The 26,866-nt window shown below is 49.8% G+C and carries 18 protein-coding genes, 1 tRNA gene and 1 pseudogene; 12 read left to right on the top strand and 8 right to left on the bottom strand.

What is annotated here, in order from left to right; all coding sequences use genetic code 11:
* Nucleotides 1-250 precede the first annotated feature (250 nt).
* From ACFPVS_RS07935 to ACFPVS_RS07920, 4 genes are all read left to right on the top strand, one after another.
* A complete protein-coding gene (locus tag ACFPVS_RS07935) occupies nt 251-2,641 on the top strand; it encodes a TonB-dependent hemoglobin/transferrin/lactoferrin family receptor (RefSeq protein ID WP_096294723.1) in 2,391 nt (796 codons plus the stop codon).
* 86 nt (nt 2,642-2,727) lie between these two features.
* Entirely contained in the window at nt 2,728-3,363 is a 636-nt protein-coding gene (locus ACFPVS_RS07930; RefSeq protein ID WP_096294722.1) for a biliverdin-producing heme oxygenase, read from the top strand.
* A 157-nt stretch (nt 3,364-3,520) separates the two neighbouring features.
* Nucleotides 3,521-5,047 carry an NAD-dependent succinate-semialdehyde dehydrogenase gene (locus ACFPVS_RS07925; protein WP_096294721.1) on the top strand — a complete coding sequence of 509 codons (1,527 nt, stop codon included), beginning with the start codon at nt 3,521-3,523 and terminating at the stop codon, nt 5,045-5,047.
* 82 nt (nt 5,048-5,129) lie between these two features.
* Complete coding sequence (locus tag ACFPVS_RS07920; protein WP_378595571.1) at nt 5,130-6,728, top strand: peptide chain release factor 3; 1,599 nt, start codon at nt 5,130-5,132, stop codon at nt 6,726-6,728.
* Between the two features lie 211 nt (nt 6,729-6,939).
* On the opposite strand, the pseudogene ACFPVS_RS07915 reads toward ACFPVS_RS07920, so the two are convergent.
* A pseudogene (locus tag ACFPVS_RS07915) lies at nt 6,940-7,700 on the bottom strand (sulfite exporter TauE/SafE family protein).
* 175 nt (nt 7,701-7,875) lie between these two features.
* Here ACFPVS_RS07915 and ACFPVS_RS07910 point away from each other — a divergent pair.
* Complete coding sequence (locus tag ACFPVS_RS07910; protein WP_123804157.1) at nt 7,876-8,445, top strand: TIGR00645 family protein; 570 nt, start codon at nt 7,876-7,878, stop codon at nt 8,443-8,445.
* A gap of 43 nt (nt 8,446-8,488) precedes the next feature.
* On the opposite strand, the gene ACFPVS_RS07905 is transcribed toward ACFPVS_RS07910, so the two are convergent.
* On the bottom strand, nt 8,489-9,373 hold the full coding sequence (locus ACFPVS_RS07905; protein WP_096294719.1) for a LysR family transcriptional regulator: 885 nt from the start codon (nt 9,371-9,373) through the stop codon (nt 8,489-8,491).
* Nucleotides 9,374-9,502: 129 nt separating this feature from the next.
* Between ACFPVS_RS07905 and ACFPVS_RS07900 the strand changes: the two genes are divergently transcribed.
* Together ACFPVS_RS07900 and ACFPVS_RS07895 are read left to right on the top strand one after the other, a co-directional pair.
* Nucleotides 9,503-9,733 carry a tautomerase family protein gene (locus ACFPVS_RS07900; RefSeq protein ID WP_096294718.1) on the top strand — a complete coding sequence of 77 codons (231 nt, stop codon included), beginning with the start codon at nt 9,503-9,505 and terminating at the stop codon, nt 9,731-9,733.
* Nucleotides 9,734-9,804: 71 nt separating this feature from the next.
* On the top strand, nt 9,805-10,674 hold the full coding sequence (locus ACFPVS_RS07895) for an alpha/beta fold hydrolase (protein ID WP_096296074.1): 870 nt from the start codon (nt 9,805-9,807) through the stop codon (nt 10,672-10,674).
* Nucleotides 10,675-10,927: 253 nt separating this feature from the next.
* Here ACFPVS_RS07895 and ACFPVS_RS07890 read toward each other — a convergent pair whose 3' ends face one another.
* From ACFPVS_RS07890 to ubiD, 5 genes are all read right to left on the bottom strand, one after another.
* The gene (locus ACFPVS_RS07890; RefSeq protein ID WP_096294717.1) at nt 10,928-11,443 is read right to left on the bottom strand and encodes a PqiC family protein; all 516 of its coding nucleotides are present in this window, start codon (nt 11,441-11,443) and stop codon (nt 10,928-10,930) included.
* Nucleotides 11,443-13,113, bottom strand: coding sequence for an intermembrane transport protein PqiB (gene pqiB, locus ACFPVS_RS07885; protein WP_378595570.1), 1,671 nt, complete (start codon nt 13,111-13,113; stop codon nt 11,443-11,445). Before pqiB ends, ACFPVS_RS07890 begins: the two co-directional genes overlap by 1 nt.
* On the bottom strand, nt 13,103-14,395 hold the full coding sequence (locus ACFPVS_RS07880) for a paraquat-inducible protein A (RefSeq protein WP_096294716.1): 1,293 nt from the start codon (nt 14,393-14,395) through the stop codon (nt 13,103-13,105). The genes pqiB and ACFPVS_RS07880 overlap by 11 nt, the downstream gene beginning before the upstream one ends.
* Nucleotides 14,396-14,667: 272 nt before the next feature.
* A complete protein-coding gene (locus tag ACFPVS_RS07875) occupies nt 14,668-16,125 on the bottom strand; it encodes a DASS family sodium-coupled anion symporter (RefSeq protein ID WP_378595574.1) in 1,458 nt (485 codons plus the stop codon).
* 230 nt (nt 16,126-16,355) lie between these two features.
* Nucleotides 16,356-17,834: a 4-hydroxy-3-polyprenylbenzoate decarboxylase gene (gene ubiD / locus ACFPVS_RS07870; RefSeq protein ID WP_096294715.1), complete on the bottom strand. Its 1,479-nt coding sequence runs from the start codon at nt 17,832-17,834 to the stop codon at nt 16,356-16,358.
* A gap of 207 nt (nt 17,835-18,041) precedes the next feature.
* Here ubiD and ACFPVS_RS07865 point away from each other — a divergent pair.
* Nucleotides 18,042-18,117: transfer RNA gene (locus tag ACFPVS_RS07865), tRNA-Ile, on the top strand.
* A gap of 284 nt (nt 18,118-18,401) precedes the next feature.
* Here the strand turns inward: ACFPVS_RS07865 and ACFPVS_RS07860 are convergent.
* Entirely contained in the window at nt 18,402-19,364 is a 963-nt protein-coding gene (locus ACFPVS_RS07860) for a calcium/sodium antiporter (RefSeq protein ID WP_096294714.1), read from the bottom strand.
* Between the two features lie 319 nt (nt 19,365-19,683).
* Here ACFPVS_RS07860 and ACFPVS_RS07855 point away from each other — a divergent pair, with 319 nt between their 5' ends.
* The 4 genes from ACFPVS_RS07855 (at nt 19,684) to pgaB (ending at nt 26,816) form a co-directional block, all read left to right on the top strand.
* Complete coding sequence (locus ACFPVS_RS07855) at nt 19,684-21,021, top strand: sodium-dependent transporter (protein WP_096294713.1); 1,338 nt, start codon at nt 19,684-19,686, stop codon at nt 21,019-21,021.
* 425 nt (nt 21,022-21,446) lie between these two features.
* The gene (locus tag ACFPVS_RS07850) at nt 21,447-22,043 is read left to right on the top strand and encodes a cysteine hydrolase family protein (RefSeq protein WP_232507492.1); all 597 of its coding nucleotides are present in this window, start codon (nt 21,447-21,449) and stop codon (nt 22,041-22,043) included.
* Nucleotides 22,044-22,330: 287 nt separating this feature from the next.
* On the top strand, nt 22,331-24,736 hold the full coding sequence (gene pgaA, locus ACFPVS_RS07845) for a poly-beta-1,6 N-acetyl-D-glucosamine export porin PgaA (RefSeq protein ID WP_096294712.1): 2,406 nt from the start codon (nt 22,331-22,333) through the stop codon (nt 24,734-24,736).
* Between the two features lie 199 nt (nt 24,737-24,935).
* A complete protein-coding gene (pgaB, locus tag ACFPVS_RS07840) occupies nt 24,936-26,816 on the top strand; it encodes a poly-beta-1,6-N-acetyl-D-glucosamine N-deacetylase PgaB (RefSeq protein WP_096294711.1) in 1,881 nt (626 codons plus the stop codon).
* The last annotated feature ends 50 nt before the right edge of the window (nt 26,817-26,866 follow it).

Raw genomic sequence — 26,866 nt, 5'->3', positions numbered from 1 at the left:
TAGATTATTGTGCCATGGCAATGTTTGGTGTACAGCGGATCAGTACGATTATTTTCAACATAAACTTCACTCACTTAATCAGCCTTTATCGATTTTTTGTTAAGCAAACACTTATTATGTTATCAAACGTTAAAATTTATATTGATATAAAAATAAAAATGATATACATTTTTATAAAATAAATGATTTTAATTTTTATTTATTGCTGATTATTTTTAATTAATTTAATTTATGTAATAGCGCATCTCCTATGAAAACACCACATATCCTTCCTTTGGCTGCAATAATCGGGTTGTTGTTCAGCCATCCAACTAGAGCATTCGAAATCAATTCAGACGAATACCCAGACAGAACCCAAGCTGCGCATCCATTGCAATTGCAGCAAGTTAACGTACGCGGCAAGCGCATGACACCGCCTTCCGTTGAGCGTAAGCAACTCGAACAGATTCAAACCGAGATGATTCGCGACAACAAAGACTTGGTGCGCTATACACCAGATGTAGGTTTAAGTGACAGTGGCCGCCATCAGAAAGGCTTTGCCATGCGCGGTGTAGAAGGCAACCGTGTCGGCATAAGCATTGACGGCGTTAATTTACCTGATTCCGAAGAAAATTCGCTGTATGCCCGCTACGGCAATTTCAACAGCTCACGTTTGGCAATTGACCCTGAATTGGTACGCCAAATCGATATTGCCAAAGGCGCGGATTCATTCAACACCGGCAGTGGGACACTCGGCGGCAGCGTGAATTATAAAACGTTGGACGCTCGTGACATTTTGGATTCAGAACAGAAATTCGGCGGCATTTTAAAAAGTGGTTACAGCAGCCGTAATATTGAATGGGCCAATACCGGAGGCGTAGCGTGGGATACCGGCCGTTTTGATGGTGTTTTACTCTATTCTCAACGCCGCGGCCACGAAACCGAAAGCCACGGCAGACGTGGTCATGCAGCTGTCAAAGAAGGTGAAGGCGAAAATATCCGCGGTTCCGCACGCGGTATTCCTGATGCAGCCAAACACAAATACCACAGTTTCTTGGCCAAAGCAGGCGTGCAGCTCAACGAGAACCACCGCATCGGTGCATCTATCAACGGCCAACAGGGCAACAACTACACCATCGAAGATTCTTACAACCTGATAGGATCCAACTGGCGGCATGCCGATGACCGGCATAAACGTCGCAACTTCAATGCCTATTATGAATACACACCAGATTCCGATGTATTGGGTTTGCTGCGCATGGATGCCGATTACCAGAAAACCCATGTTGGTGCAATCAACTATAAAGGTACTTACCTACAAGATTGGTCATCCGACGAATGGCCGAAACCTTATTTATGGGATCAGCCCGATTTAGACAATGTATACCGTCGCGACATGATGACACGTCTCAAGCGCTTAAGTGTTCGCTTCGACAGCCAGCCGCTGCAATGGGGTGGTGAGCATACTTTGTCTTTACGCAGCTTTATCGGTGAGCGCGCATTCGAAAATCTCAATCAAGATGATATTTACTGGAAAGGTGAAAAATACCGCAGCACCAACACCATCCAGTATCCGGTCAAAACCCGTAATTACGGCTTTTCGTTGTCCGACCACACCCGCTGGAACGATACCCTCACCAGCAACATCGGAGTGCGTTACGATCATACCAAAATGACGCCGCAAGATTTGAATGCCGAGTGCAACAACTGCGCGGAAAAACCCGATGCCAACAGCTTCTCGGGCTGGTCGGGGTTTGCCGGTTTAGGCTGGCAATTTGCCGACGGCTGGCGTGCAGGCTATAACGTTTCGGCCGGCTACCGCGTACCGACAGCTTCGGAAATGTATTTCACATTCAACAACGGGGCAGCGACTTGGGTTGCCAATCCTTCATTAAAGGCTGAGCGCAGCGTCACACACAATCTTTCCCTGCAAGGGCAAGGTGCGGCCGGGCATTTGGATTTGAATCTCTACCAAAGCAACTACCGCCATTTCTTGTCGGAAGAGCAGTATTTGGAAACAGTCGTTGACCCTACTTGTGATTGGTATTCACAATATTGGTCAGGATGTAGTCCGCATCGCAGCCAGCTCTATTGGCACATGACCAACATCGATAAAGCCCGTATCCGCGGCATCGAGTTTTCAGGCCGTCTGAATGCCGACAAAGTCTGGCCTGCGGTTCCGGCGGGATGGAAACTCTTCGGTGCATTGGGTTACGCCAAGAGCAAACTCTCTGGCGACAACAGCCTGCTTTCCACACAACCGCTGAAAATCATCACCGGTATCGACTACGAAAGCCCGAGCGACAAATGGGCGGTAATGTCGAGACTGACCTATCTGGGTGGGAAAAAAGCGAATGATGCCCAATATACCGTTTACGAAGGCTCTAACAACAAAGGCTTTACCAAAACCGTCGAAGCCTATCCGTGGCTAAATAAATCTGCCTACGTATTCGACCTGTTCGGCTACTACAAGCCGACCAAAAACCTGACCCTGCGCGGTGGTGTATATAACCTGTTCAATCGTCAATATCACACTTGGGATTCATTACGCGGCATTTACAGCTACAGCACCACCAATGCCGTTGATAGAGACAACAAAGGCCTGCAGCGTTACTACGCACCCGGCCGTAATTACGCTTTTTCACTCGAATACAAATTTTAACTCATTCAGACGGCCTATCCTATGATTCACAGGCCATCTGAAAATACTCATTCTTTTGACTCACTTCAATTAATAAAGGACAGCCCATGCAAGCTACAGATGAAAACCATACTGAATCTACTTTTGCCAAGCGCTTAAAAGAACAAACTACCACCATTCATGATACAGTTGATAACCTGGTGATGTCGGTAGCTCCGTTTGACGGCCGCGAAAACTATGTTAAATTTCTCAAATTACAATCGGTTTTTCACAAAGCGGTCGACCACATCTACCAAGATCCCGAGCTCAACCAAGCCATTCCCCAATTATCTTATATGGCACGCCACAATGCAGTGGTACAGGATTTGCAAGATTTGGGTGAACTGCCTTATACCTATGAGAAAGCCCTGCCACAGGAAATCGGTAATAAAGCCATCGGCTGGCTCTACTGCGCCGAAGGCTCTAACTTAGGTGCAGCCTTTCTGTTTAAACACGCGCAAAAACTGGATTACAACGGCGAACATGGCGCACGCCATCTGGCACCACACCCCGATGGCCGCGGCAAACACTGGCGCGAATTTGTCGAGCATTTAAACGCGCTGTCTTTGTCACCAGAAGCAGAAGCAGAAGCCATTCAAGGTGCCAAAGAAGCATTTGAGTTTTATAAAACCGTTTTGCGCAAAACCTTTGGCTTACCCGAGGGCGCAGAAGCACCGGCAGGTTTCCAACCACACCGTCATTAATCAAATTATTGAAGTATCAGGCCGTCTGAATATTCAGACGGCCTGATACTTTTTGAGCAGCCTCTCAAAGATGCCAACATTGACAAGCCCGATGTGAAAGTGTAGTTTTGAGCCATTCACCCTTGAGGCCGTCTGAAACTTTTCAAAGGATTATTCCATGCAACTGAACGACCCGCGCTTATTGAAAAATCTTTGTTACATCAACGGCCAATGGTTGCCGGCCAAAAGCGGCCAAAGCATCCGTGTCATCAATCCGGCCAATGGCGAAACCGTCGGCGAAGTACCGGACATGGGCGGGCAAGAAGCACGCGAAGCAGTGGATGCCGCCTATGCCGCGCTGCCCGAATGGTCGGCGCAAACCGCACAAGAGCGCAGTCGCATTTTGCGCCGCTGGTTTGATTTGATGATGGAATACCAAAACGATTTGGCCATGATTCTGACCATGGAACAAGGCAAACCTTTGGCCGAAGCGAAAGGCGAAATCGCTTACGGCGCGTCGTATATCGAGTGGTTTGCCGAAGAAGCGAAACGCATTTACGGCGACACCATTCCGGCGGTATCCGCCGACCAACGCGTGCAGGTGATCCGCCAGCCGGTCGGTGTATGCGCCGCGATTACGCCGTGGAACTTCCCCAATGCCATGATTACGCGCAAAGTCGCACCGGCACTGGCTGCCGGCTGCACGTTTGTGATCCGCCCTGCTTCCAAAACACCTCTTTCCGCGCTGGCTATTATCGAATTGGCCGAACGCGCGGGCATTCTGAAAGGCGTGTTGAACATCGTCACCGGCTCGTCGCGCGACATCGGCGGCGTATTGACACAAGATACGCGTGTGCGCAAATTCAGCTTTACCGGCTCGACCGAAACCGGCCGCAAACTGATGGCACAATGTGCCGGCAGCGTGAAAAAAATCTCATTGGAATTGGGCGGCAATGCGCCGTTCATCGTATTGGACGATGCCGACATCGACGAAGCAGTCAAAGGCGCGGTAGCGAGCAAATTCCGCAATGCCGGACAAACCTGCGTCTGCGCCAACCGCTTTTATGTACAAGATAGCGTGTATGACGAATTTATCGGAAAATTCACCGGTGCCGTGCAAAAACTCAAAGTCGGCAACGGCTGGGAAGACGGCACCGACATCGGCCCGTTGATTGACGAAGAAGCAGTGAAAAAGGTTAAGGAATTCATCGATGACGCGCAGCAAAAAGGCGGCAAATTATTGTGCGGCGGCGGTTCAGACGGCCTGTTTATGCAGCCTGCGGTGTTACGCGATGCCACGCAGGACATGAAGTTCGCCAAAGAAGAAATCTTCGGCCCGCTCGCGCCGGTATTCCGTTTCAGCCGCGACGAAGAAGCGGTAAAATTCGCCAACGACACCGAATTCGGCTTGGCCGCCTATCTCTACAGCCGCGATATCGGCCGCATCGCCCGCACCCAAGAAGCTTTGGAATACGGCATGGTCGCGGTCAATACCGGCGGTTTATCCAACGTGGCCGCGCCGTTTGGCGGCATCAAGCAATCGGGCATCGGCCGTGAAGGCTCGAAATACGGCATGGACGATTATTTGGAAATGAAATACATCGTCACCGCCGGCGTGGGCCGTGAAGCCTGGCAGGCTAAAATAAGGCCGTCTGAAAACATGATTTTCAGACGGCCCCTATCTATCCAAACATTGAATCTTTAAGCATTTTTTTGTACAATTGCGCATCTTTTTGTTATCCGGCAGGCCGTCTGAACCACGGCCTGAAATTTTTAGAAAAATCATTATGCCGAATATCCCCGAACAAGTGCGCCGCCGCCGCACTTTTGCCATCATTTCCCACCCCGATGCAGGTAAAACCACGCTGACCGAAAAACTGTTGTTGTTCTCAGGTGCAATTCAAAGCGCCGGTACGGTGAAGGGTAAGAAAACCGGCAAATTCGCCACGTCCGACTGGATGGACATCGAAAAGCAACGCGGCATTTCCGTAGCTTCGTCGGTGATGCAGTTCGACTTCAACGACCACACCGTCAACCTGCTTGACACCCCCGGCCACCAAGACTTCTCGGAAGACACCTACCGCGTATTGACCGCGGTTGACAGCGCCTTGATGGTGATTGATGCCGCCAAAGGTGTGGAAGCGCAAACGATTAAGCTTTTAAACGTCTGCCGCCTGCGCAACACGCCGATTGTCACGTTTATGAACAAATACGACCGTGAAGTGCGCGATTCGCTGGAATTGCTCGACGAAGTGGAAAACATTTTAAAAATCCGCTGCGCGCCCGTGACTTGGCCGATCGGCATGGGCAAAAATTTCAAAGGCGTGTATCACATTCTGAATGACGAAGTGTATCTGTTTGAAGCCGGCGGCGAGCGTTTACCGCACGAATTTGACGTAATTAAAGGCATCGACAACCCGGAATTGGAAAAACGTTTTCCTTTGGAAATCCAACAGTTGCGCGACGAAATCGAATTGGTGCAGGCCGCGTCTAACGAGTTTGATTTGGAAGAATTTTTGGCGGGCGAACTCACGCCGGTATTCTTCGGCTCAGCGATTAACAATTTCGGCATCCAAGAAATCTTAAATTCCTTAATCGATTGGGCACCCGCACCGCAAGGCCGCGATGCCACCGTGCGCGTGGTTGAGCCGACCGAAGAAAAATTCTCCGGTTTCGTGTTCAAAATCCAAGCCAATATGGATCCGAAACACCGCGACCGCATTGCTTTTCTGCGCGTTTGTTCCGGAAAATTCGAGCGCGGCATGAAAATGAAACACCTGCGAATCAACCGCGACATCGCCGCCTCCAGCGTAGTGACGTTTATGTCGCATGACCGCGAGCTGGTGGAAGAAGCCTATGCGGGCGACATCATCGGTATTCCCAACCACGGCAATATCCAAATCGGCGACAGCTTTTCCGAAGGCGAGCAACTGGCGTTTACCGGCATTCCGTTTTTCGCGCCGGAACTGTTCCGCAGCGTTCGCATTAAAAACCCGCTGAAAATCAAGCAACTGCAAAAAGGTTTACAGCAGCTTGGCGAAGAAGGCGCGGTGCAGGTATTCAAACCGCAATCGGGCGCAGATTTGATTTTGGGCGCAGTCGGCGTATTGCAATTTGAAGTCGTGACCTCGCGTTTGGCGGCCGAATACGGCGTAGAAGCCGTGTTCGACAACGCTTCAATCTGGTCGGCGCGCTGGGTATCATGCGACGACAAGAAAAAACTGGCCGAATTTGAAAAAGCCAACGCAGGTAACTTGGCCATTGATGCCGGCGGCAACCTCGCCTACCTCGCGCCCAACCGTGTGAACCTTGGCTTGACCCAAGAGCGCTGGCCGGACATTGTGTTCCACGAAACACGCGAACATGCGGTGAATTTGAACGCTTGATTAGATGAATATAAGCAAGACCGAGACCTTTGCAAAATCTTCATCTTTGGCACATTTCTTCGTTATGCGCTGCTCGAAAGCTTGCCTATCTAGATGATATGTTTGCGCTTTCTGCACCGCTCTAACTTCGAACTGTACTCAAATCTGAAGTTTTTCAAAGGTCTCAGGCCGTCTGAAACAACATGTTTCAGACGGCCTCTTTTATGCTTGTTTACACCCGCAAATCCCAAGCAAACTTACCGATGATCAACACCAGCAAACACATAAAACCGTAGCGCAGAAACTTGGTGCCGCCGCGTATCGCCAACCGTGCACCGATGATGCCGCCGCACAAATTCGCTACGGCCAACGGAACCGCCCATGCCTACACCACATGGCCATGCGGCACGAAAAAAGTTAAAGCGGCAAAATTGGTGGTGGTATTGATGACCTTGCCCGAAGCGTTGGCGGTAAGAAAATCATAGCCGTAAAAACGCACGAAAATAAACGCCAGCAGGCTGCCTGTGCCCGGCCCGAAAATGCCGTCGTAAAAGCCGATTAATGCGCCGAAAAACAAGCCCCACAAGGTTTCTTTTCGCGTGAGTTTGGCGGTACGCTGGATTTGGCCTAAGTCTTTCTTTAAAAAAGTATAAGACACATCACAATCATGATGACCAGCATAATCGGCTTCATGTATTGGGTCGGGAAAAACGCCACTGATTTGGCGCCCAGATACGAAGCGATAAACGCCAACACCGCCGCCGGCAGCAGCATTTTCCACGGCACGGGAATTTTGCGCACATATTGCCAGGTCGCGGTGACCGTACCGGAAAACGACGCCACTTTGCCCACGCCCAACACGGTCGGCACCGGCGTGCCCGGCAGGATATTAAACAGCCCGGGGATTTGCAGCAAACCGCCGCCGCCCACTGCCGCATCCATCAATCCGGCCAAAAAACCGATAATAATCAAAAAGTAAAACGTTGTTTCCATCAATAGGTAATCTGAATAAAATTTTTGAATATTTTAATGAAATCGGCTTTCTCCGTCTATACTGCATGCCGTCTGAAAACTTCAGACGGCCTCGGTTACCTATTGATTAAGAGATTGGATTTCCAGCAAAAATTCATTTAAAATACGCGCCTTTGATTATTTTATACTATCCAACATGACCGAACATACACACGAACCACACACCCCGCCATCGCACCAGCCCTACCGGCCTCAGCCACAACGCAACTTCTTGGGCAGCCTGATTTTCGCCAGCCGCTGGCTGCAACTGCCGATTTATTTGGGCTTGGCGGTGGTGCAAGCCATTTACGCCTATAAATTCCTGAAATTGCTGTGGCATTTGGTGGTCAACCTCAACCAAATGGACGACAACACCATCATGCTGACGATTCTCAACCTGATCGACGTGGTGATGATTGCCAATCTGTTGGTAATGGTGTTAATTGGCGGCTACGAAACCTTTGTTTCACGCCTGCGCGTTGACGATCACCCCGACCAGCCCGAATGGCTCAGCCATGTGAACGCTTCGGTATTGAAAGTGAAGCTGTCGATGTCGATTATCAGCATTTCATCGATTCATTTGCTGCAAACCTTCATCAATGCCGCCAACCTCACCGAAAAACAAATGATGTGGCAATTCATCATCCACATGGGCTTCTTAGTGTCCGCCGTCGCCATGGCGTGGACTGATAAAATTGTGTACAGCACCTCACACAAACACCATTGATTTTTCTACATAAAAGACCGTCTGAAATTTCAGACGGCCTTTTTTATTGTGCCGCAAAACATTGCGATAAAGTTTCCAGCACTACACGGATTTTGGCCGATTGACCGCGGTAGGCGGTGACGGCGTAAATCGTGCGCACCGGCAACGGATGGTGTGGCAATACCTGCACCAAACTGCCGTCTGCAATATAAGGCGCAACATCGCCCGCCAACAACACCGCCAAGCCCAAACCGACTCGTACCAACTCGCGGGCGGTGACGGAATGGTTCAGGCAATCGGTGCGGTTTGGCGGCAATACTTTAGGCAAACCGAGCTGTTTTAAGGTATCGAGCAACACCGAATCCTGAAAATTCAGCCAATGCGCCTGCGATAAATCTTGCGGAGTGGCAATCGGGTGGTGACTTAAATAATCTGGCGATGCGCAAATCATAGTCGGCCAATGCGCCAAAGGACGGGCAATCAGGCGGTCATCGTCCGGCTCAGGCACGGCACGGATGGCAATATCAGGGCTGTAGTCGGCATGTAAATCGCTCAGGCGGTTGTCTTCGATAAGTATCAGGCGGATGGACGGATAATGCTCGCGCAATAATGCAATCGTTTGGCGGATGACGGGCGTTTGCACATAACCGTCGGGCAGCGTGATGCGCACGTCACCTGCCGGCTCGGCACGCAGATTCTGCATGGCCTGTTCGGTTTGCGCCGCCAAATCGGCCAGCCGCTGCGCATACTGCCACAAAATCCTTCCCTCTTCCGTCGGCGCAAGACTGCGGGTGGTGCGGTTTAACAATTTGATTTGGTAATGTTTTTCCAACTTTTGAATATGCTGGCTGACCGCGCTGGCGGTCATGTTCAGATGCTGCGCTGCGGCATTCATGCTGCCGTGTTTGAGTACGGCGTTGAAAATGGCGATGAGTTTCAGGTGCTCCATTATTAAGAAAATCTTAAAACTGTTTATCTTATCTTGCTGATTATCAAGTAATTCAGCTTAATTTACAATACAGTTATCGAGTCAGGCAGCCAACAGGCCGTCTGAAAACCATTTTTGAAGGAACCCATCATGCCGCATATTGCCATTAAATGTTATCCAAAAGGTTTGAACAAGCAGCAACTGCAATCATTTGCCGACGATTTGACCGCCTTTATCAGCGAACGTTTGAACACGCCCGATGAGTGGATTACCATTGATTATCAGGAATTGTCCGAAAGCGATTGGAAAGAGCAAGTGTATGATGCGGAAGTGAAACCGAATGGCGGCCGCTTCCTGCGCAAACCGCATTATCAGTTTTAATCTATCAGGCCGTCTGAAAAAACAGCATTTTCAGACGGCCTATTATGCTTGATATGAATCTGGGAATGATCATGAAAACCTTCACCACCTTACTGATGGCCGCCCTATTCGCCACCGCCGCCCATGCCGAGCCTTTGCGCTACTTCGGCCAAACCGAGCAAAGCTACCAAAGCAGCACCGACTACGGCAACACCACCACCTCCGGCCGCTACGCCGTTTCAGACGGTAGCAAGATTTATTACGAAGTGTACGGTCAAGGCAAACCGGTTGTTGTGTTGCACGGCGGCATGGTCGGCTCTACCGCCGAAATGAGCGAATTTATCGACCGCTTGCGTCCACAACGCCAAGTCATCGCCATCAGCACCCGCGGTCACGGCAAATCGGAAAGCAACAAAGTGCTGCCAACCTACGCGCAAAAAGCCAAAGACACCGCCACCGTGTTGCGTCAACTGGGCATCAGCCAAGCTGACTTTTTAGGCTTCAGCGACGGTGCCTACACCGCGCTGCAGTTTGCGGCAGACTATCCGACGCAGAGCGGCAAAATCATCGCCATCGGTGCCGGTGAATGGAAACGCGGTTTCATTCAAGGCGGCACCAAAGAACGTGCGCCGTTTGCCATCTTGCAAAAACTAGACCCTGCCTACTGGGCGCAACAGCAAACCATCCGCCCAAATCCGCAACGAACCGCGCAATGGGTGGCGCAACAAAACGCGGCTTATAACCAAGCCGAATTTGGCGCGGAAACATTTAGCCGCGTGCAGTCACCAGTATTGCTGGTAGTGGGCGAAGACGATCAAAACGCTCCGCTGGATACCGTTATCGCCGCCTATAAAATGCTGCCGAACGCTGATTTGGCGGTAATTCCGAATACGCCGCACCCGACTTTTGCCGTCAATTTTCCGGCAGTTTGGGCTTCGGTTGAGCCGTTTTTGAATCGGTAACTTTTATGGTAAAGGGCAGAGACCTTTGTAAAACCTCATTAACCATTCATAAAAACCAAAAAAGACGTCATTCCTGCGCAGGCGGGAATCCATCTTAAAATTTCAGAAACTTATTTTATTCAATAGTTTGCCATATTCAAAAATGGATTCCCGCCTGCGCGGGAATGACGTCTGTTTTTGTGCAATGGCTTTTCAATGAGTTTTACAAAGGTTCAGGCCGTCTGAAAAACATATCTTCAGACGGCCTGTATTTTTAATAAGCCATTAATTCAGCAGCGCGGTTCAAACCGGTTTCTAAAGAATCGACCATGGCTGCATAGCCGTCGCCCTGCTGCGGCGTTTTGACATGGAAAGGCTTGCTTTGCCCGTTCGGCCATAGTGCGTAGCCGCTGACCACGGTTTGGCCTTGGTAGCTGCCGTTGAACGCTTCGACATACACTTTCAACACTTGTCTGCTTTGGCTGCGGCCGGAAGGGATAAAGGTGTATTGGCGGTTTAAGCGGTTGAGTTTGTTGCTCAAGCTGTTGGCCAACGCGCTATCAAGCGGGCTTACCCACAAATGGTTTTTGGCAAAATTCAGGTGATGCGCATCGGTCTGATACACTAGCCCGCCTTGATTCAGCGGCTCGGCTAAATATACCTTTACCGCCACCTCGCCGCCTTGGTGCGGCTGAATGTATTGGCTGTCGGGCAGCACGAAATATCGGGTGCTTTGCGGTGTGCTGCAGGCGGCGAGCAACACGGCGCAGGTTAAAGCTAAAAGGCGCATTATCGGCTTCCTTTCGGGATCGGATCTTTAGTATTGCTATTAAAAATCAACGCATTCGGTTTTTCTCTCAACGTGTTGATCACCGGCTGTGCGTCTTTCAGCGTCTTATCAATGCTCTGTAAGGTGTTTTGCACCTCACCGTAAATCGGCGATTGAGGCGACACGCCTTGCAGGGTTTGACGCAATTCTTTCAAGGTTTGGTTGATTTCCTTCGGAATATTCTGCGTTTGCGATTTGCCGACCAATTTATCCACCGAATTCAAAGTGGTGGTGGCGGATTGCAAAGTGGTTTTCAGTTCGGCTAACGATGTATTCAGGTTGCCAACGGTTTGCTCCAGCGGCAACTTGTTGAATTTTTCCAACAGATTCGACAATTGTGCCTGCAAATCGTCAAAGCCGCCGCCGCGCGTGGCAATCACGGTATCGCCGCCGTACACGGTATGCGGTTTCAACTTCGGCAAGGAAGACGGTTCGTCGGTCAGCTCGACCAATTTGCTGCCGGTAATCAGATTATTGCTGGCGATGGTAGCGGTGAGGCCGCGGTTTAAGGCTGTCTGAAGTTGCTGCTGCCAATACGCTTTGCTCTGCATATCGGCATTCATTTCCAAACGCGACGGCTCCAGGCGGATGCGTACGGGAATCCAGCCGTTGGCAAACAGTTGCAGGCTGTCGTTACGGGCGAAATACGGCAAATCCGACACCACGCCGATGTTGATGCCTTTGTATTCCACCGGCGCACCTACGCTTAAACCGCGCACGGATTGTTTGAAAAAGGCGGTGTAGTAAAGCGAGCGGTCGTCCGGCAGGTTTTCTACTTCGCTGCGACTGTCGTAAAGCGTGAAGGTGTCTTCATTGTTGACAGATTGGGTATCATCGGTTTTCGGCGAACTAAATGCAATCGCGCCTGACAGCAAAGCCGGCAGTGGCGCGGAATTTACTTGGATGCCGCTGCCTGATGTTTGGATGTTGATGCCGCTTTCCAACCAAAAACGGCTTTCGGTATTAATCAGCTTGTCATTCGGGCTTTGGATGAAGATGGTGTAATGCACGGTTTGGTCGTCGGGGTAGAAGCGCGCGCTTTCCACCTGCCCGACCATGAAGTTTTCATACAAAACCGGGCTGCTGACATTTAAAATCTTGTCATTCGATCCGACCAATTTCAGACGCAGGCCGCGTTGTCCGATAGCGGCAATCGGCGGAATATCCAATACTTTAAACACCGATTCTTCTTCCGCGCCGATACCGGGGGTAAAGGCGATGTATGAGCCGGAAAGCAGTGTACCCAAGCCGGTTACGCCACTTTGGTCGATGCGCGGTTTCACTACCCAAAATTGAGTGTCTTTACGGATTAAATCTTGCGCATCGGCGCTTAATTGCGCAGTGGCTTCAACACCTTTGCGGTCGTCACGCAATTTGATTTTGGTGATGCGGCCGACATCAACGTTCAACACTTTAATTACGGTATTGTTGACTTCAATGCCATCGGCGCTGTCGAGCAGCAGCGTGATGGTCGGGCCGGTATTGCGGATTTGTTTCATCAGCAACCAACCGCCCGCAATCAGGGCAATCAGCGGAATCAGCCAAACCACCGAAGTAAACACGTTGGTTTTCTTAATGCGTGCCGGTGGTGGTGGTAAATCATTGTCAGGTTGGTTTAGATTATCGTTCATGTTCATTATGGCCGTCTGAAACTTTGTCCCAAATCAGGCGCGGATCGAAAAAATAAGCGGAAAGCATGGTAAGCAACACTACCAAGCAGAAATACACAACGGCTTCACCCGGCACCACTCGTGCCATATTGGTGTGAAATGCACTCATCAAAATAATAATGACAAAAATATCAATCATCGACCAGCGGCCGACGGCTTCGGTAATCCGATACATCACCGACATCCAAGGCACAGCAAGTGGCGGTTTGAAATAGGCAGATGCAATCAACACCGCCATCGTCACAATCTTCAACACCGGTACCAAGATACTGGCGCTGAAAATGATCACCGCAATCAGTTTGTCTCCGTCGTGCCACATATAAATGATGCCGCTCAAGATGGTGTTGATTTCCAGCGCGGTCGGGTTGGACGAAATCATAATCGGCAGCAAATTGGCCGGAACATAGAAAATCGCCGCCGCAACCAAAAAACACAGCGAAATGCGCAAACTATACGGCCTGCGGCGGTATAAATCCGCACCGCACACACCACAAATCTGCTCGCGGGCATCACGGAAATACAGACAACGGCTGCAGCAAATCTTGTCATCCGACGCCGTCTGAACGGCATTATGGCCTAAAATACGGTGAATTTTATAATACACCCAATGCTGCGGAATCGATACCGATGTGCGAATCAACATCACCGCCAACACCAGCATCAGGTAAAAAGCCGGGCCGAACGTGACTTCAGATACCGACGACAATTTAATATAAGCCACCAAGGTAGAAACAAAAAACACATCGACCATAATCCAATGGCGCAAGCGAACCAACACCCGTGTGCAGAAAAACAGCGCCGGCAGCATTTTTTCCATCACCAAGGCCGAATAGACGTATACGCACATCAGTAAAAACAGCAACGGTGTACCGAAGGTCAGAATAAACATCACTTCGGCCAAAAAACCGAATTCCTGCAACACCAACAGCCGCATCATTTCCGGCAAGGTCAAAATCGACAGCACGCCAATCATCTCAATTTTTATAAACAGCATAGTGTAAACAAAAGCCATTAAAATCAGCGATGTGGTTGCATAAGCCAACGGCGCGATGTAGGGATTTTTTTCGACCTGCACCAACTCATGATTGCACGTCGGGCAGTGCGCTTCCTGCCCCTGCTGCAGACACGGAATGTCGGTGCGGCAGCCGCAATCAGGACAATCCACCGAGTGCGCCGGTAAGGTGGCATCGTTGCGGAACGATTTAAAACGCCACCAGCGTCGGTAGGTCGGAAACAGTTTCATGAAATCGGATGCGGAATAAAAACTTTATCAAGGTCGGCATTATATAGCAAAAACAAGCCGATAGCAGCGAAACATTGTAAAAGGCCGAGACCTTTGCAAAATCCTGGATTTGAGTTCGGTTCAAAGTTGCAGCAGCACAAAAAGCGAAGACATATCATAAAGATAGCCAAGCTTTCGAGCAGCGCACAACGAAGAAATGTGCCCAAATAGGGATTGTGCAAAGGTCTCAGGTCCGAACAATCATATTCAGACGGCCTCAATAGCCAATCATCTTACCAATAGCCCAACAGTTTCCACCAAATGCCGCCAATTACCACAAACACCAGCAGATTGACCACACTCATGATAAAACCGACTTTCCACCATTCACCCAACGTCGAATAGCCCGAGCCGAAAATAATCGGCGCGGTACCGGTGGCGTAATGGGTTAAGGTCATCATAATATTGGACGCAGCAGCCATCAATAAGGCAAACAGCATCGGCGGCGCGCCCAAGGCGATACCTGCGGCGTAGAAGGCGCCGAACATGGCGGTAATGTGGGCGGTGGTACTGGCAAACATATAGTGCGCGTATAAATAAGCCAGCAAAAGCAAGGCACATGCCCCCATCCAGCCCATGCCGGTGCTGGCGATGCCGCTTTCCAACAAGCCTGAAAACCAGGTCACCACACCGAGCTTGTTCAAAAATGTAGCCATCATCACCAATGCGGCAAACCAAGTGATGGTGTCCCACGCGCTTTTTTCTTTCAGGATGTCGTCCCACGTCAATACACCCGAGAGCAACAGCAGTGACAAGCCGATAAAGGCGGTGGTTGTCGCGTCAACGGCATACGCTTTGCCCAACAGTAATGCAGGAATGCCTGCCCACAGAAACAGCAAAATCCCGAAAACACCCAGCATAATCCATTCACCACGGCTCATCGGTCCCTGCTCTTTCAAGCGGTCTTTGGCAAACTGCATGGCATTGGGCGTTTCTTTTATTTTCGGCGGCGCAATGAAATACAGCACGGCCGGCATCAAAATCATGGCAATCAAACCCGGCACAAACATCGCCAACGCCCATGTACCCCAGCTAAGCTCGATATCGCTGTTGGTTGCTTTAGCCACCAATTCCACCACCAGCGGGTTCGGTGCGGTAGCCGTGATAAACATGGCCGACGTAATCGGATTACTGTGGTAATTAACCAGCGACAGATATTTACCCATGCGGTTTTGCGTGCCTTTTTCCGGATCGGAATCGTAGCTTGAGGCAATCGCCTTCATTACCGGATGGATAATGCCGCCCCCACGCGCGGTATTGCTCGGTGTTACCGGAGCCAGCAGCAATTCGGATAAAGCCAAGCTGTAGCCGATGCCTAAAGTTTTTTTACCCCACACGGCGATAAACAGATAACCGATGCGCGCACCCAAGCCCGTTTTCAGAATACCGCGCGAAATCATAATCGCCACACCAATCAGCCAGATCAGCGAGCTGGAAAAGCTTGAAAGCGCATCTTTAATCGCACCCGAAGGCGTGTCGTTGGTCACGCCGGTAAGCGCCACCAAAGTAATGGCAATCATCGCAATCGCACCAATCGGCATAGCTTTTCCGATAATCGCCGCCACCACACCGACAAACATCGCCAACAGATGCCAGCCGTCCGGTGTTACACCTTCAGGCACGGGAATCACAAACCAAATCAATAAAGCCAACGCCACCGCAACCGCAGTAGAAATCGGCTTAAAGCCTATTTTCTTGTCCATCGTTAAGCTCCTGTATGCGTAAAATCAGGATTAAATATTTATTAGTAACAGTATAATTCCAACCTTCTACCCTCTAACTTTGATGTATCACAATAAATGTCAGATTATTTTAATGTAAATATTCTTATTTAGAAAACTCTTGATTTTGAGCAAAACAAGCGGACAAAAACAAAAAGGCCGTCTGAAAAACATTTTTCAAACAGCCTTCCAATACTATTTTACAAGCCCAAATCTTTCCACATGGCATCGACCTTGGCCACGGTAGCGGGATCTTTTTCAATCACTCGCCCCCATTCCCGGTCAGTTTCGGCCGGCCATTTATTGGTGGCATCCAAGCCCATTTTGCCGCCCAAGCCGCTGACGGGACTGGCAAAATCAAGGTAATCAATCGGCGTGTTTTCCACCAAAACGGTATCGCGCACCGGGTCCATGCGTGTGGTGACCGCCCAGATGACTTCTTTCCAGTCACGCACATCCACATCTTCATCAACCACAATGATAAATTTGGTGTACATAAACTGGCGAAGGAAACTCCAGCACCCCATCATCACGCGTTTGGCGTGTCCGGCGTATTGCTTCTTCATCGACACCACCGCCATGCGGTAAGAGCAGCCTTCCGGCGGCAGATAGAAATCGACAATCTCGGGAAACTGTTTCTGCAAAAGCGGGACGAACACTTCATTCAGTGCCATACCCAGCACGGCAGGCTCATCAGGCGGTTTGCCGGTGTAGGTGGAATGGTAAATCGGGTCTTTGCGCATGGTGATACGCTCGACGGTAAACACGGGGAACCAATCCTGCTCGTTGTAATAGCCGGTGTGGTCGCCGTAAGGGCCTTCCAGCGCGGTTTCATTCGGATGAATCACGCCTTCCAACACGATTTCAGCCCGTGCCGGCACCTGCAAGTCATTACCGATACATTTCACCAATTCGGTACGCGAACCGCGCAGCAAACCGGCAAACTGGTATTCGCTCAAGGTATCCGGCACCGGCGTCACCGCACCCAAAATGGTGGCCGGATCACAGCCCAGCACCACAGACACCTGATACGGTGCATCGGGATTCTGTTTACGGAATTCCTGATAATCCAGCGCACCGCCACGATGCGACAGCCACCGCATAATCAACTTGTTTTTGCCGATTAATTGTTGGCGGTAAATGCCGAGATTTTGGCGTTTTTTATTCGGCCCGCGGGTCACGGTCAAACCCCACGTGACCAAAGGTGCGATGTCTTCCGGCCAGCAGTGCTGAATCGGCAGCTCATACAAATCGACCGCCTCGCCTTCCAATACGATTTCTTGGCAAGGCGCATTTTTCACCACGTTCGGCGCCATACTCCAAATATCTTTCAACAAAGGCAGTTTGGAAAACGCATCTTTAATACCTTTTGGCGGCTCGGGTTCTTTTAAATAAGCCAGCGTTTGGCCGATTTCGCGCAATTTCGACACGCTGCCTTCGCCCATCCCCATCGCTACACGCTCGGGCGTGCCGAATAAGTTTGCCAACACCGGATAGCCGTAGCGCGTGCCATCGGCGCGAACCGGATTTTCAAACAAGAGCGCCGGCCCTTCCGCGCGCAACACGCGGTCAGCAATCTCGGTCATTTCCAACTCCGGCGACACCGGCGTGGAAATCCGCTTGAGTTTGCCTTGCGCTTCAAGCTGCGCGATAAAATCTCGTAAGTCTTTGTATTTCATCTTTACTCTCTTTCAGCCCAATGTTTTTCAGACGGCCTTTCCATTAAGCTTTGCCGAAACAATTGGCCTGAATTATAACGCGTTTTGACAAATTGAGCGGCGTTGAAACCATATAACCTTCCATCACTCGAGATTTGCCGAATATTCCGTTATGACGCAATCTTGCGAAGCCGTTAAATTATGATACAATACGCCCCTGCTTCTGACGGGTCTGTAGCTCAGGGGTTAGAGCAGGGGACTCATAATCCCTTGGTCGTGGGTTCGAAACCCACCGGACCCACCAAATTGAAAACCGGATATGTCGATTGGCATATCCGGTTTTGTTTTCAGACGGACTGATTCGTTTTTCTACTTTGTCATCAATATACTCTCAACTAAACAGTTGCTATAGATTTTCAATGGCCGCAATTTGATGAATAGCATATTATAGAGTAACAAAAATTGCTCATATGCTTTTGCTTGCACAGCAATAATGCCGTCTGAAAAATCCCAATCTTTCAAGCCTAAAAACAAAAAGAACAGGATTCTCCCTGCTCTTTTTTATTCCTTATATATAGAATATATAGATTAAAAACTAGTGCTAATCAAATAACCCGTATAAGCTGCATACGAACCCAGCAAAATCAGACCTTTCAGACGGCCTATTTGACCTGCGCGGCCTTTACCCAAGCAGAAGACAAACAGCAACACGGTCAAGCCCGACATGATGGCGACATCGCGGGTAAGAATTTCCGGTGCCACTTCCATCGGGTGGATCACGGAAGCCAAACCCACTACGGCTAAGGTATTGAATAAGTTGGAACCGACCACGTTACCAATAGCAATGTCGTGTTCGCCTTTACGCGCGGCGGCAATAGAAGAAGCCAACTCCGGCAATGATGTACCAACGGCAACTACGGTCAAACCGATAATCAAGTCACTGACACCCATGCTTTGTGCCACGGTAACGGCTCCCCATACCAGCAGACGCGAACTCAAAACCAATATTAACAAGCCGACAACCAACCAAAACAAACCTTTTTTCAATGGCATTTTGCTGTTTTCCAATTCATCGGAAAGGTCTTCCACGATGTTGTCGGCACCTTTCAGGTTGGTTTTCACTGTCCATCCCATATAGCCGGGCAACACCAGCAGCAATACCACGCCGTCCATCAGGCTCAAATAACCGTCAAACAATTGGAACGCGGCTAAGGCGGTAATCACCAGCAATACTGGCAGTTCGGTTTTAACGATTTGTTTTTGCACCATAATCGGGCTGATAAGGGCAGTGACACCCAAAATCAAAGCAATGTTGGTGATATTGGAACCATAGGCGTTGCCCAAGGCAATACCCGGGCTGCCGTCTAAGGCCGACATCACGGAAACGACCATTTCCGGTGCCGATGTACCGAAACCGACAATGACCATACCGATTAACAGCGGGGACATGCCGAAATGGCGGGCGGTAGCAGCCGCACCGTCAATAAAGCGGTCGGCGCTCCAGACCAGCAAAACGAGACCGATAATAATAGCTATGATAGCGTAAATCATTATTTTCCTTGTGTTTAGGTGTGTTTTGAAAGGAGGCTATTGTAGCAGCTTTCCCAAGCTTTCCAAGACGGCACTGAGACCTGTTTGAAAAATTGATACGCCAAGATGATATTCCAGTTTCAGACGGCATAATATTTCTATTTTCAACTATTTTCTTCTTGTTAATTCTTCTCTTTTAAAAAATTTTGATGGTTTCCACCCTATACTATCTGTTATTCGCATCTTGTATGCTTAATCACTAACTCGCGCCTTCAACCGCTGCAATCTGCATAACAGCTTTGTTACAATCAACCATTATTTTTTACATTTCGATACATTTATGAATACTCCTGCTTCTTGGTCATCCAAACTGGGCTTTATCCTTTCCGCTGCCGGTTCGGCGATTGGTTTGGGCGCGATTTGGAAATTCCCTTACACCGCCGGCACCAATGGCGGTGCCGTGTTCTTTTTATTGTTTTTGCTGTTTACCATCTTAGTTGCCTTGCCGGTGCAATTGGCTGAGTTTTATATCGGCCGTACTAGCGGTAAAAACGCAGTCGATGCGTTCAAAACGCTGGCGCCCGGTTCGCAATGGCCGTGGGTAGGGCGCATGGGTGTGGCGGCGTGTTTCGTGCTGCTGTCGTTTTACAGTGTTGTCGGCGGTTGGGTGCTGAACTACGTGGTGCACGCGTTTAGCGGCCAGATTCATCCTAATGCCGATTTCGAGACTTTGTTCGGGGCCACCATCGCCACCCCTTGGAGCGTATTATTTTATCAGGGCTTATTTATGCTGTTGACGATTTGGGTAGTAAAAGGCGGCATTTCAGGCGGCATTGAAAAAGCCAACCGCTATCTGATGCCTGCTTTGTTTGTGTTGTTTATCGTATTGGCCATCCGTTCGATGACCCTGCCCAATGCAATGCAAGGCGTATCGTTTTTACTTAAGCCCGATTGGTCTTACTTCACACCGCAAACTATGCTGATGGCGTTGGGTCAGGCATTTTTCGCACTGAGCATCGGCGTATCGACCATGATTACTTATGCATCTTACCTGAGCAAAAAGCAGGATTTGTTCCGCTCGGGCAACAGCATCATGTGGATGAACTTATTGGTATCGATACTGGCGGGTTTGGTCATTTTTCCGGCAGTGTTTGCGTTTGGCTTTGAACCGTCACAAGGCCCGGGCCTAATCTTTATCGTATTGCCTGCGGTATTTATGAAAATTCCGTTCGGCACCATACTTTTTGCCGTGTTTATGCTGCTGGTGGTATTTGCCACGCTCACTTCGGCATTCTCTATGTTGGAAACCGTGATTGCCGCCACTATCCGCCAAGACGAAAGCAAACGACAAAGCCGCACTTGGCTAATCGGCGTAGCGATTTTCATCGTCGGTATTCCTTCAGCCTTATCGTTTGGCGTATTGGACGAATTTAAAGTATTCGGCAAAACCGTTTTTGATTTATGGGATTACATGATTTCCGCCATCATCATGCCGATTGGTGCGTTGAGCGTGGCCATTTTTACCGGCTGGGTACGCAACAAACAATCAGTTTTGGCAAACATCAGCGAAGGCAGCACCATACCCCAAACCGTGATTCATTTGTGGCTCAACACGCTGCGTTTCCTGGCTCCGATTGCCATTCTTATAGTCTTCATCAATACATTGAGCTGGATTTAAGCAGCCGCCCCCTTTTTAAGTCCTCAACAGGTAAAAGGCCGTCTGAAAACATTGCTTTCAGACGGCCTTTTTGTCTCATTTTGTTATTTTTTCAGCATAAAAATATTCTGTCTTCATTAAAACAAACCGCGGCCATTTTGATTGCAATAGATTGATTTATTTGGCATAAATTCTATTTCAAAAGCTCAATTCATTCCATCCTTCAATACTCACTAAATATATTATTTCAATCTACTAAATATTTTCTAGCAATATTACGCTTATCCTGATATTATACCGTCTATCAAGTATTAGCCGATTATCCGATTTTAAAACCACTTATCCAAACTTGATTATTGATGACGGGCAACCCGATGACAACATTAGGAGAAATATCATGACGACTATTGCTATCGATAATCCAGCCGCAATATCGTTTTTCCTGCATGGCAGCAAACGAAAACCGTTTTCTGCACCATCCGGAATACATCGTGGACGAATTAAACCGCCAAGCGCGTTTTGCCGATAAGCGCGTTTTGATTGAAAATGTCGGCTCGACCGCCGGTGTATTTTGTCAAGAATGCATAGAAGCCCCGCTTAATCGCAGCGGCTTAGTATTCAGCCAAAACCGAGACAACTGCCGTCGCAATCATCTGTTCACCGGTTTGCCCAGCCCTGCCGATTACGACCATGTGATCGAGACCGACGGCGATTACCGTCACGGGGTATGCTTTCACGATACCAGTGAATTGGTCAGCACAGGCTTATTGGAATGGTTGCGCAAAAACAGCGCTGATACCGTGATTATCGGCGGCTTGGCCACCGAAGATGCGGTAACCCATACCGCACAACAATTAAGATACTACAGCCACCGCTTACACGTCATCGTGAATTTAAGTGCAGGCTGCGGCTATACGCCGGAAACCACCCTCAAAGCCATCCGCGATTTGCGCGAGCAAGGTATTACTGTAGCCACACATTCTGCAGAAATTCCGTGTTTAACGGAATCCCTTTCTTTGAACGCCTTATTAAAAGTGTCGTAGTCTCTTGCTAACACTCCCAGCTGCAAGAGTTTTCAGGCCGTCTGTTTCAGACGGCCTCTTTTTTCCATTATCTCTTAAAACTATTTCCACCGAAACGGTTTATCCGCTTAGTCAAAATATTAACCGCTAAAATATTACAAACTGAAACATAACTCTAATACATTAAAATCACACCAACCAACATAATAATCCTGTATATTCCATATACATTCAAACACATTCTTCGAAACGTACTCATCCTTTCACACTACCGCCATCATGGCGGCCGTCAGTTTGATAATTTAACAATGAACATTACCCGTCCACTCTCTTTATTGGTGGCGACGGCCGGTTTTTCCGTGCCTGTCGTTTCCTATGCCCAAAACATTGATGCCGAACGCGAGCATTGGGTTGCCTACTCGCGCGCCAGTGAAGCGCAACGCATTGAAGCCGTTGATGCTTTGCAGCAGCTTTATCGCGAAACCAATAATCCGGCCGTGCGTGCCGATTTGATTGCCTTGCTGATACGCGGCGGCCAGCGCGAAGAAGCCTTGGCCATATGCGCCGATTGCATGCCGTCCGAACTGGCAGCCGATGAATTGGAAAACTTAGCCAAAGCCGCCCGCGACAATAAAAAATTCGATCAAGCGGCCAAGTTTTACCGTACGCTGCAAACCCGTTTTCCAGACCAAAAAATCGGCTTTCTCGGCAGTGCCTTAGTAGCGGCCGACCAAGGCCGGCAGCAACAGGCCACAGCCGATATTAAAGAATACCGCCGCCGCTTCGGTGATGACGGTGATATTCAAGCAGCAGCCGAATACCTCAACAGCCAAACCCAATCGCAAACCGAGCAGTTAAGTATTCTGGGCAAACGCATGAGCGCGGGAGCCGATAAAGAAACAGTTTTACAAACTTACCGCCTGGCTGCCAAAATGAGGGCATACCCTGTGCAGGAGCGTTTGATCAAAGAATTTCCGCAATATTTCACCCAAACCGACAAATTGTGGGGACAAAAAAATGCAGCCGCTTCACGCCTGCGCGGTGCGTTGGAAATCTCCGATCAAGAGCAGCTCAAACAAGCCTATCGCGAGCTGACCGACATCATGAACGCCACCGAGTTCGGTAGTGAGTTACACACCAGCGCACTGCGTGACCGCTTGGCAGCATCTACCGCCACCGGCAAACCGGAAGAAGCCGTTAGCGATTACCGCCGCTTGGCCAAACTGGGCAAGCAGCCGGCTTATGTCGATGCCTACTACGCCAAAGCCTTAACCGAAACCGCCAGCCCGCATAAAGCCAGCAAAATCTATCAAACTGCGGCAGACACCGAAATGGCGCAGAACAATAAAATCAGCGATGAATTAAACGAGTCCTTAATCGGTGCGTATGCAGATTTGGGCTATTACGACAAAGCGCGTGCGCAAATCCTGAATTGGCCCGCCGAACGCACCAAGCTCGATTTCACCCGCACCGTCCACATCAGCAATCCGTATTACAACAAACGGTATTTCTGGAATGCGCGTTTGGATGCATGGGGCGGCGATATCAATAAAGCCATTAAAGAAATGGATGCCTGGATTGCCGAATATCCGGCCGACCCGTGGGCGCAAGTTTTGCGCGGCGAACTGGCCTACTGGAACGGCCATGCAGAAGAAGCCGAAATGTGGTTCAACCGCGCGCAGGAATTTTTATCGCCTGAATCGCAAGACTGGGTGAAAAGCAAAACCGCTTCCATGCAGATGGCCAGCGGCAATTGGCGCAAAGTGGATCAAACCGTGCAAAACGTCAGCCGCAACAATTTAAGCTATCAAAGCTTTTTCCGAGATTACGACCAAGCACGCGCACCGGCTTTGAGCATCAACGCCAATGCCATGAAAGCCACCTCGCCGTCTGAAAAAATCGAATGGGGGCAAAACGCCACGCTGTATAGCCAACGCAGCGACAAAGGCCACCGCGCTTATGTGGCCGAGCAAACCGCTTATGTACCCAACCACGGCGAACCGTTGCGTGCCGGCCGTATCGGTGTCGGTGCGGAAGTCAGCGCTTATCCGGCCACGATCAACATCGAAGCCGGTCATGGCGTGAATCTGGATAAAAAAGCCTATGTCAAAGCCGGTGTGGACTATCGCTTAGACAGCCGCTTGAGCCTGAATGCCAACGCTGCCTACAACAGCGCCGATACGCCGACCAAAGCCTTGAATCAAGATGTGTATGCCAATGAATACAGCATAGGCGCAAATTACACCCACTCTGCCAACCTACGTATGGGTATTGGTGCGGGCGTGATGGATTTTGACGACGGCAACCTGCGCAAAACCGCTTACGCATGGCTTTCCAATAATCTCTACCAATACAACCGCTGGAAACTTTCCAGCTCATTGCGGGCAGATTACAGCAGCAACAAAGACATCCCCGAAGCGCACTACTACAACCCGAAAAACAGCAAAAGCCTGAGCGGCACGCTCTCCTTGTCTCACAGCCAACCGTTTGACAACCGCATCCAATTGCAGCAAACCGTCAGCGCCGGTGCCGGCCGCTACTGGCAGGCAGGCGAAAATGCTGAAAATACTTGGCTGCTGAAATACGGCCACGATTGGCAATTGGGCAGAAAACTCAATCTCAGTTACGAAGTCGGCCGCCGCCAAGCCATATACGATGGAAAACCCGAATACCAAAACTTCGGCAGCATCGGCCTAAATGTAAAATTTAAATAAGCGATGTTCAGACGGCCTGTTTATACGATAGGCCGTCTGAAACAACATTCCCCCATTAATAAATGTTTCAACACGCAGGACTGCACATAAAGCGCAGCCCTGTGTTGCCCTGATTAGGAAGAGGTTATACCTCTTCCGGATAAATCCTGATTCTACCACCCTGACGGGCGGGGGGGATCAACCAGCAAGGAAGATTTTGATGAAACAACGCATTTTATTCCCGCTTTTATGCGCCTTTGCCCTGCCTTCCGCGTGGGCAGCGGCTGATGTGAAATACGGCGTGATTTGTTATCACGACGTCATCGACCAGAGCAAACCGCCTTTTCCCGCTAATATGCCGCAAGACGTGCGCCGCACTTATTTTCCGCAAACCATCACCGTTGAGCGTTTGATTACCCATTTCAACTGGCTGCGCGACAACGGCTACACACCGGTCAGCTGGAAGCAGATTAAAGCGGCGCGTGCCGGCAAAGGTTCATTGCCGGCCAAACCGGTATTGCTCACTTTTGACGACGGCTACGCCAGCTTCTACACCACCATTTATCCGGTTTTGCAGGCCTACAATTATCCGGCCGTTTACGCCCTGGTGACATCATGGCTGGAAACACCTGCCGACGGCTACATCAATTACGGCAGCATCAGGCTGCCGCGTTCGGCCTTCATTACTTGGGAACAAGTGCGCGAAATACAGCAAAGCGGTCTGGTTGAAATAGCCTCGCACAGCCACGACATGCACCGCGGCCAAACCGGCAACCCGGGAGGATCGAAATTTGCCGCCGTCTTCCCAGGCAATTACCGCAACAAAAGCTATGAAACGCCGTCTGAATACCGCACCCGCATCCGCAGCGATTTGAAAAAATCACGCGACATCATCAGACAGCGCACCGGCGTAACGCCTGATATATTGGTGTGGCCATACGGCCAATTCACCCAAACCGCCGTGGAAACTGCCCGCGAATTGGGTTTCCACAACGACATGACTTTGAAAGATGAAAAACTCAGCACCATCGGCGAACAAAGCATCGGCCGCTCATTGGTGGATCAAGAATTTTCTTTAGGCCATCTGAAATCGTATTTGGAAGACAAATATTTTACATTGCCCTACGAGCGCGCGGTGTATGTGAAACTAGACGATTTATACAATGCCGACCCGATTAGGCAAAACCAAAATTACGACAAATTAATCGAACGCATGCGTGCTTTAGGCACCCAAACCGTGTATCTGCAGGCCGTTACCGATGAAAACGGCGACGGCGCGGCCGACAGTGCGTATTTCCCCAACCGTCATTTGAAGATGAAGGCCGATTTGTTCAGCCAAGTCTCTTGGCAGCTCAATGCTCGTTCGAACGTAGAAGTGAGGGCATGGATGCCGATGCTGGCGTTTGACTTGGGCGACGGCTACGAATACCTGACCGATTCGCGTACAGGCCGTCTGAATGCCCGTGCGGTGAAGCGTTTGTCACCTTACAACGCGAAAAACCGTCAAGCAGTAAAAGAGATTTACGAAGATTTGGCATTCAACAGCCGCTTTAAAGGCCTGGCCTTCGGCAGCGACGGTTTCATTACCGAATTCGAAGCTGCAGACAAAGGTAGCGATGCAGCCAAAACCGATGCATTGATTGCCTATTCCGACATGCTGAAACAAGCCGCCCTGCAATACAGCTTCAACGGCGTCAACGAAATGAAAACAGCCCGCAGCATTTGGGCCGAAGCAGCCATGCCGTCTGAAAAACCGGTATGGCTCGGTCAGAATCTGGCGAAATTTTCCCGGCATTACAATCACACCGTAGTACACGCAGCGCCGTATTCATTGACTACAGAATGGCGCGGCGGCGTTTCGGAAGCATGGCTGGGCAATTTATTGGCCGGATTGCGCGCTACCGATTTGCCGCACGACAAAATCGTGTTCAACATCCCCAACCGTGCTTACGACGGCCAGCAGTTGATTTTATCGCAAGACTTGGCGGCACGCATCATGCAGGTGCGTAAAGCACACTTCAAAGGCGCAGCCTTCAGCGATGATTTCGTGCAAAACCAGCCTGATTTGAAAACAGTAAAACCGGTATTCGGTATCAAATAATCCTTCAGACGGCCCCTATGCCGCCTGAAGCTTTTACGCTCACAAAAGAA

The sequence above is a fragment of the Neisseria weixii genome (assembly GCF_042658245.1).
In the GTDB taxonomy this organism is placed as follows: Bacteria; Pseudomonadota; Gammaproteobacteria; order Burkholderiales; family Neisseriaceae; genus Neisseria; species Neisseria weixii.
The sequence above is the reverse complement of the archived record's forward strand: the minus strand, read 5'-3'. Positions and strand labels throughout refer to the sequence as shown.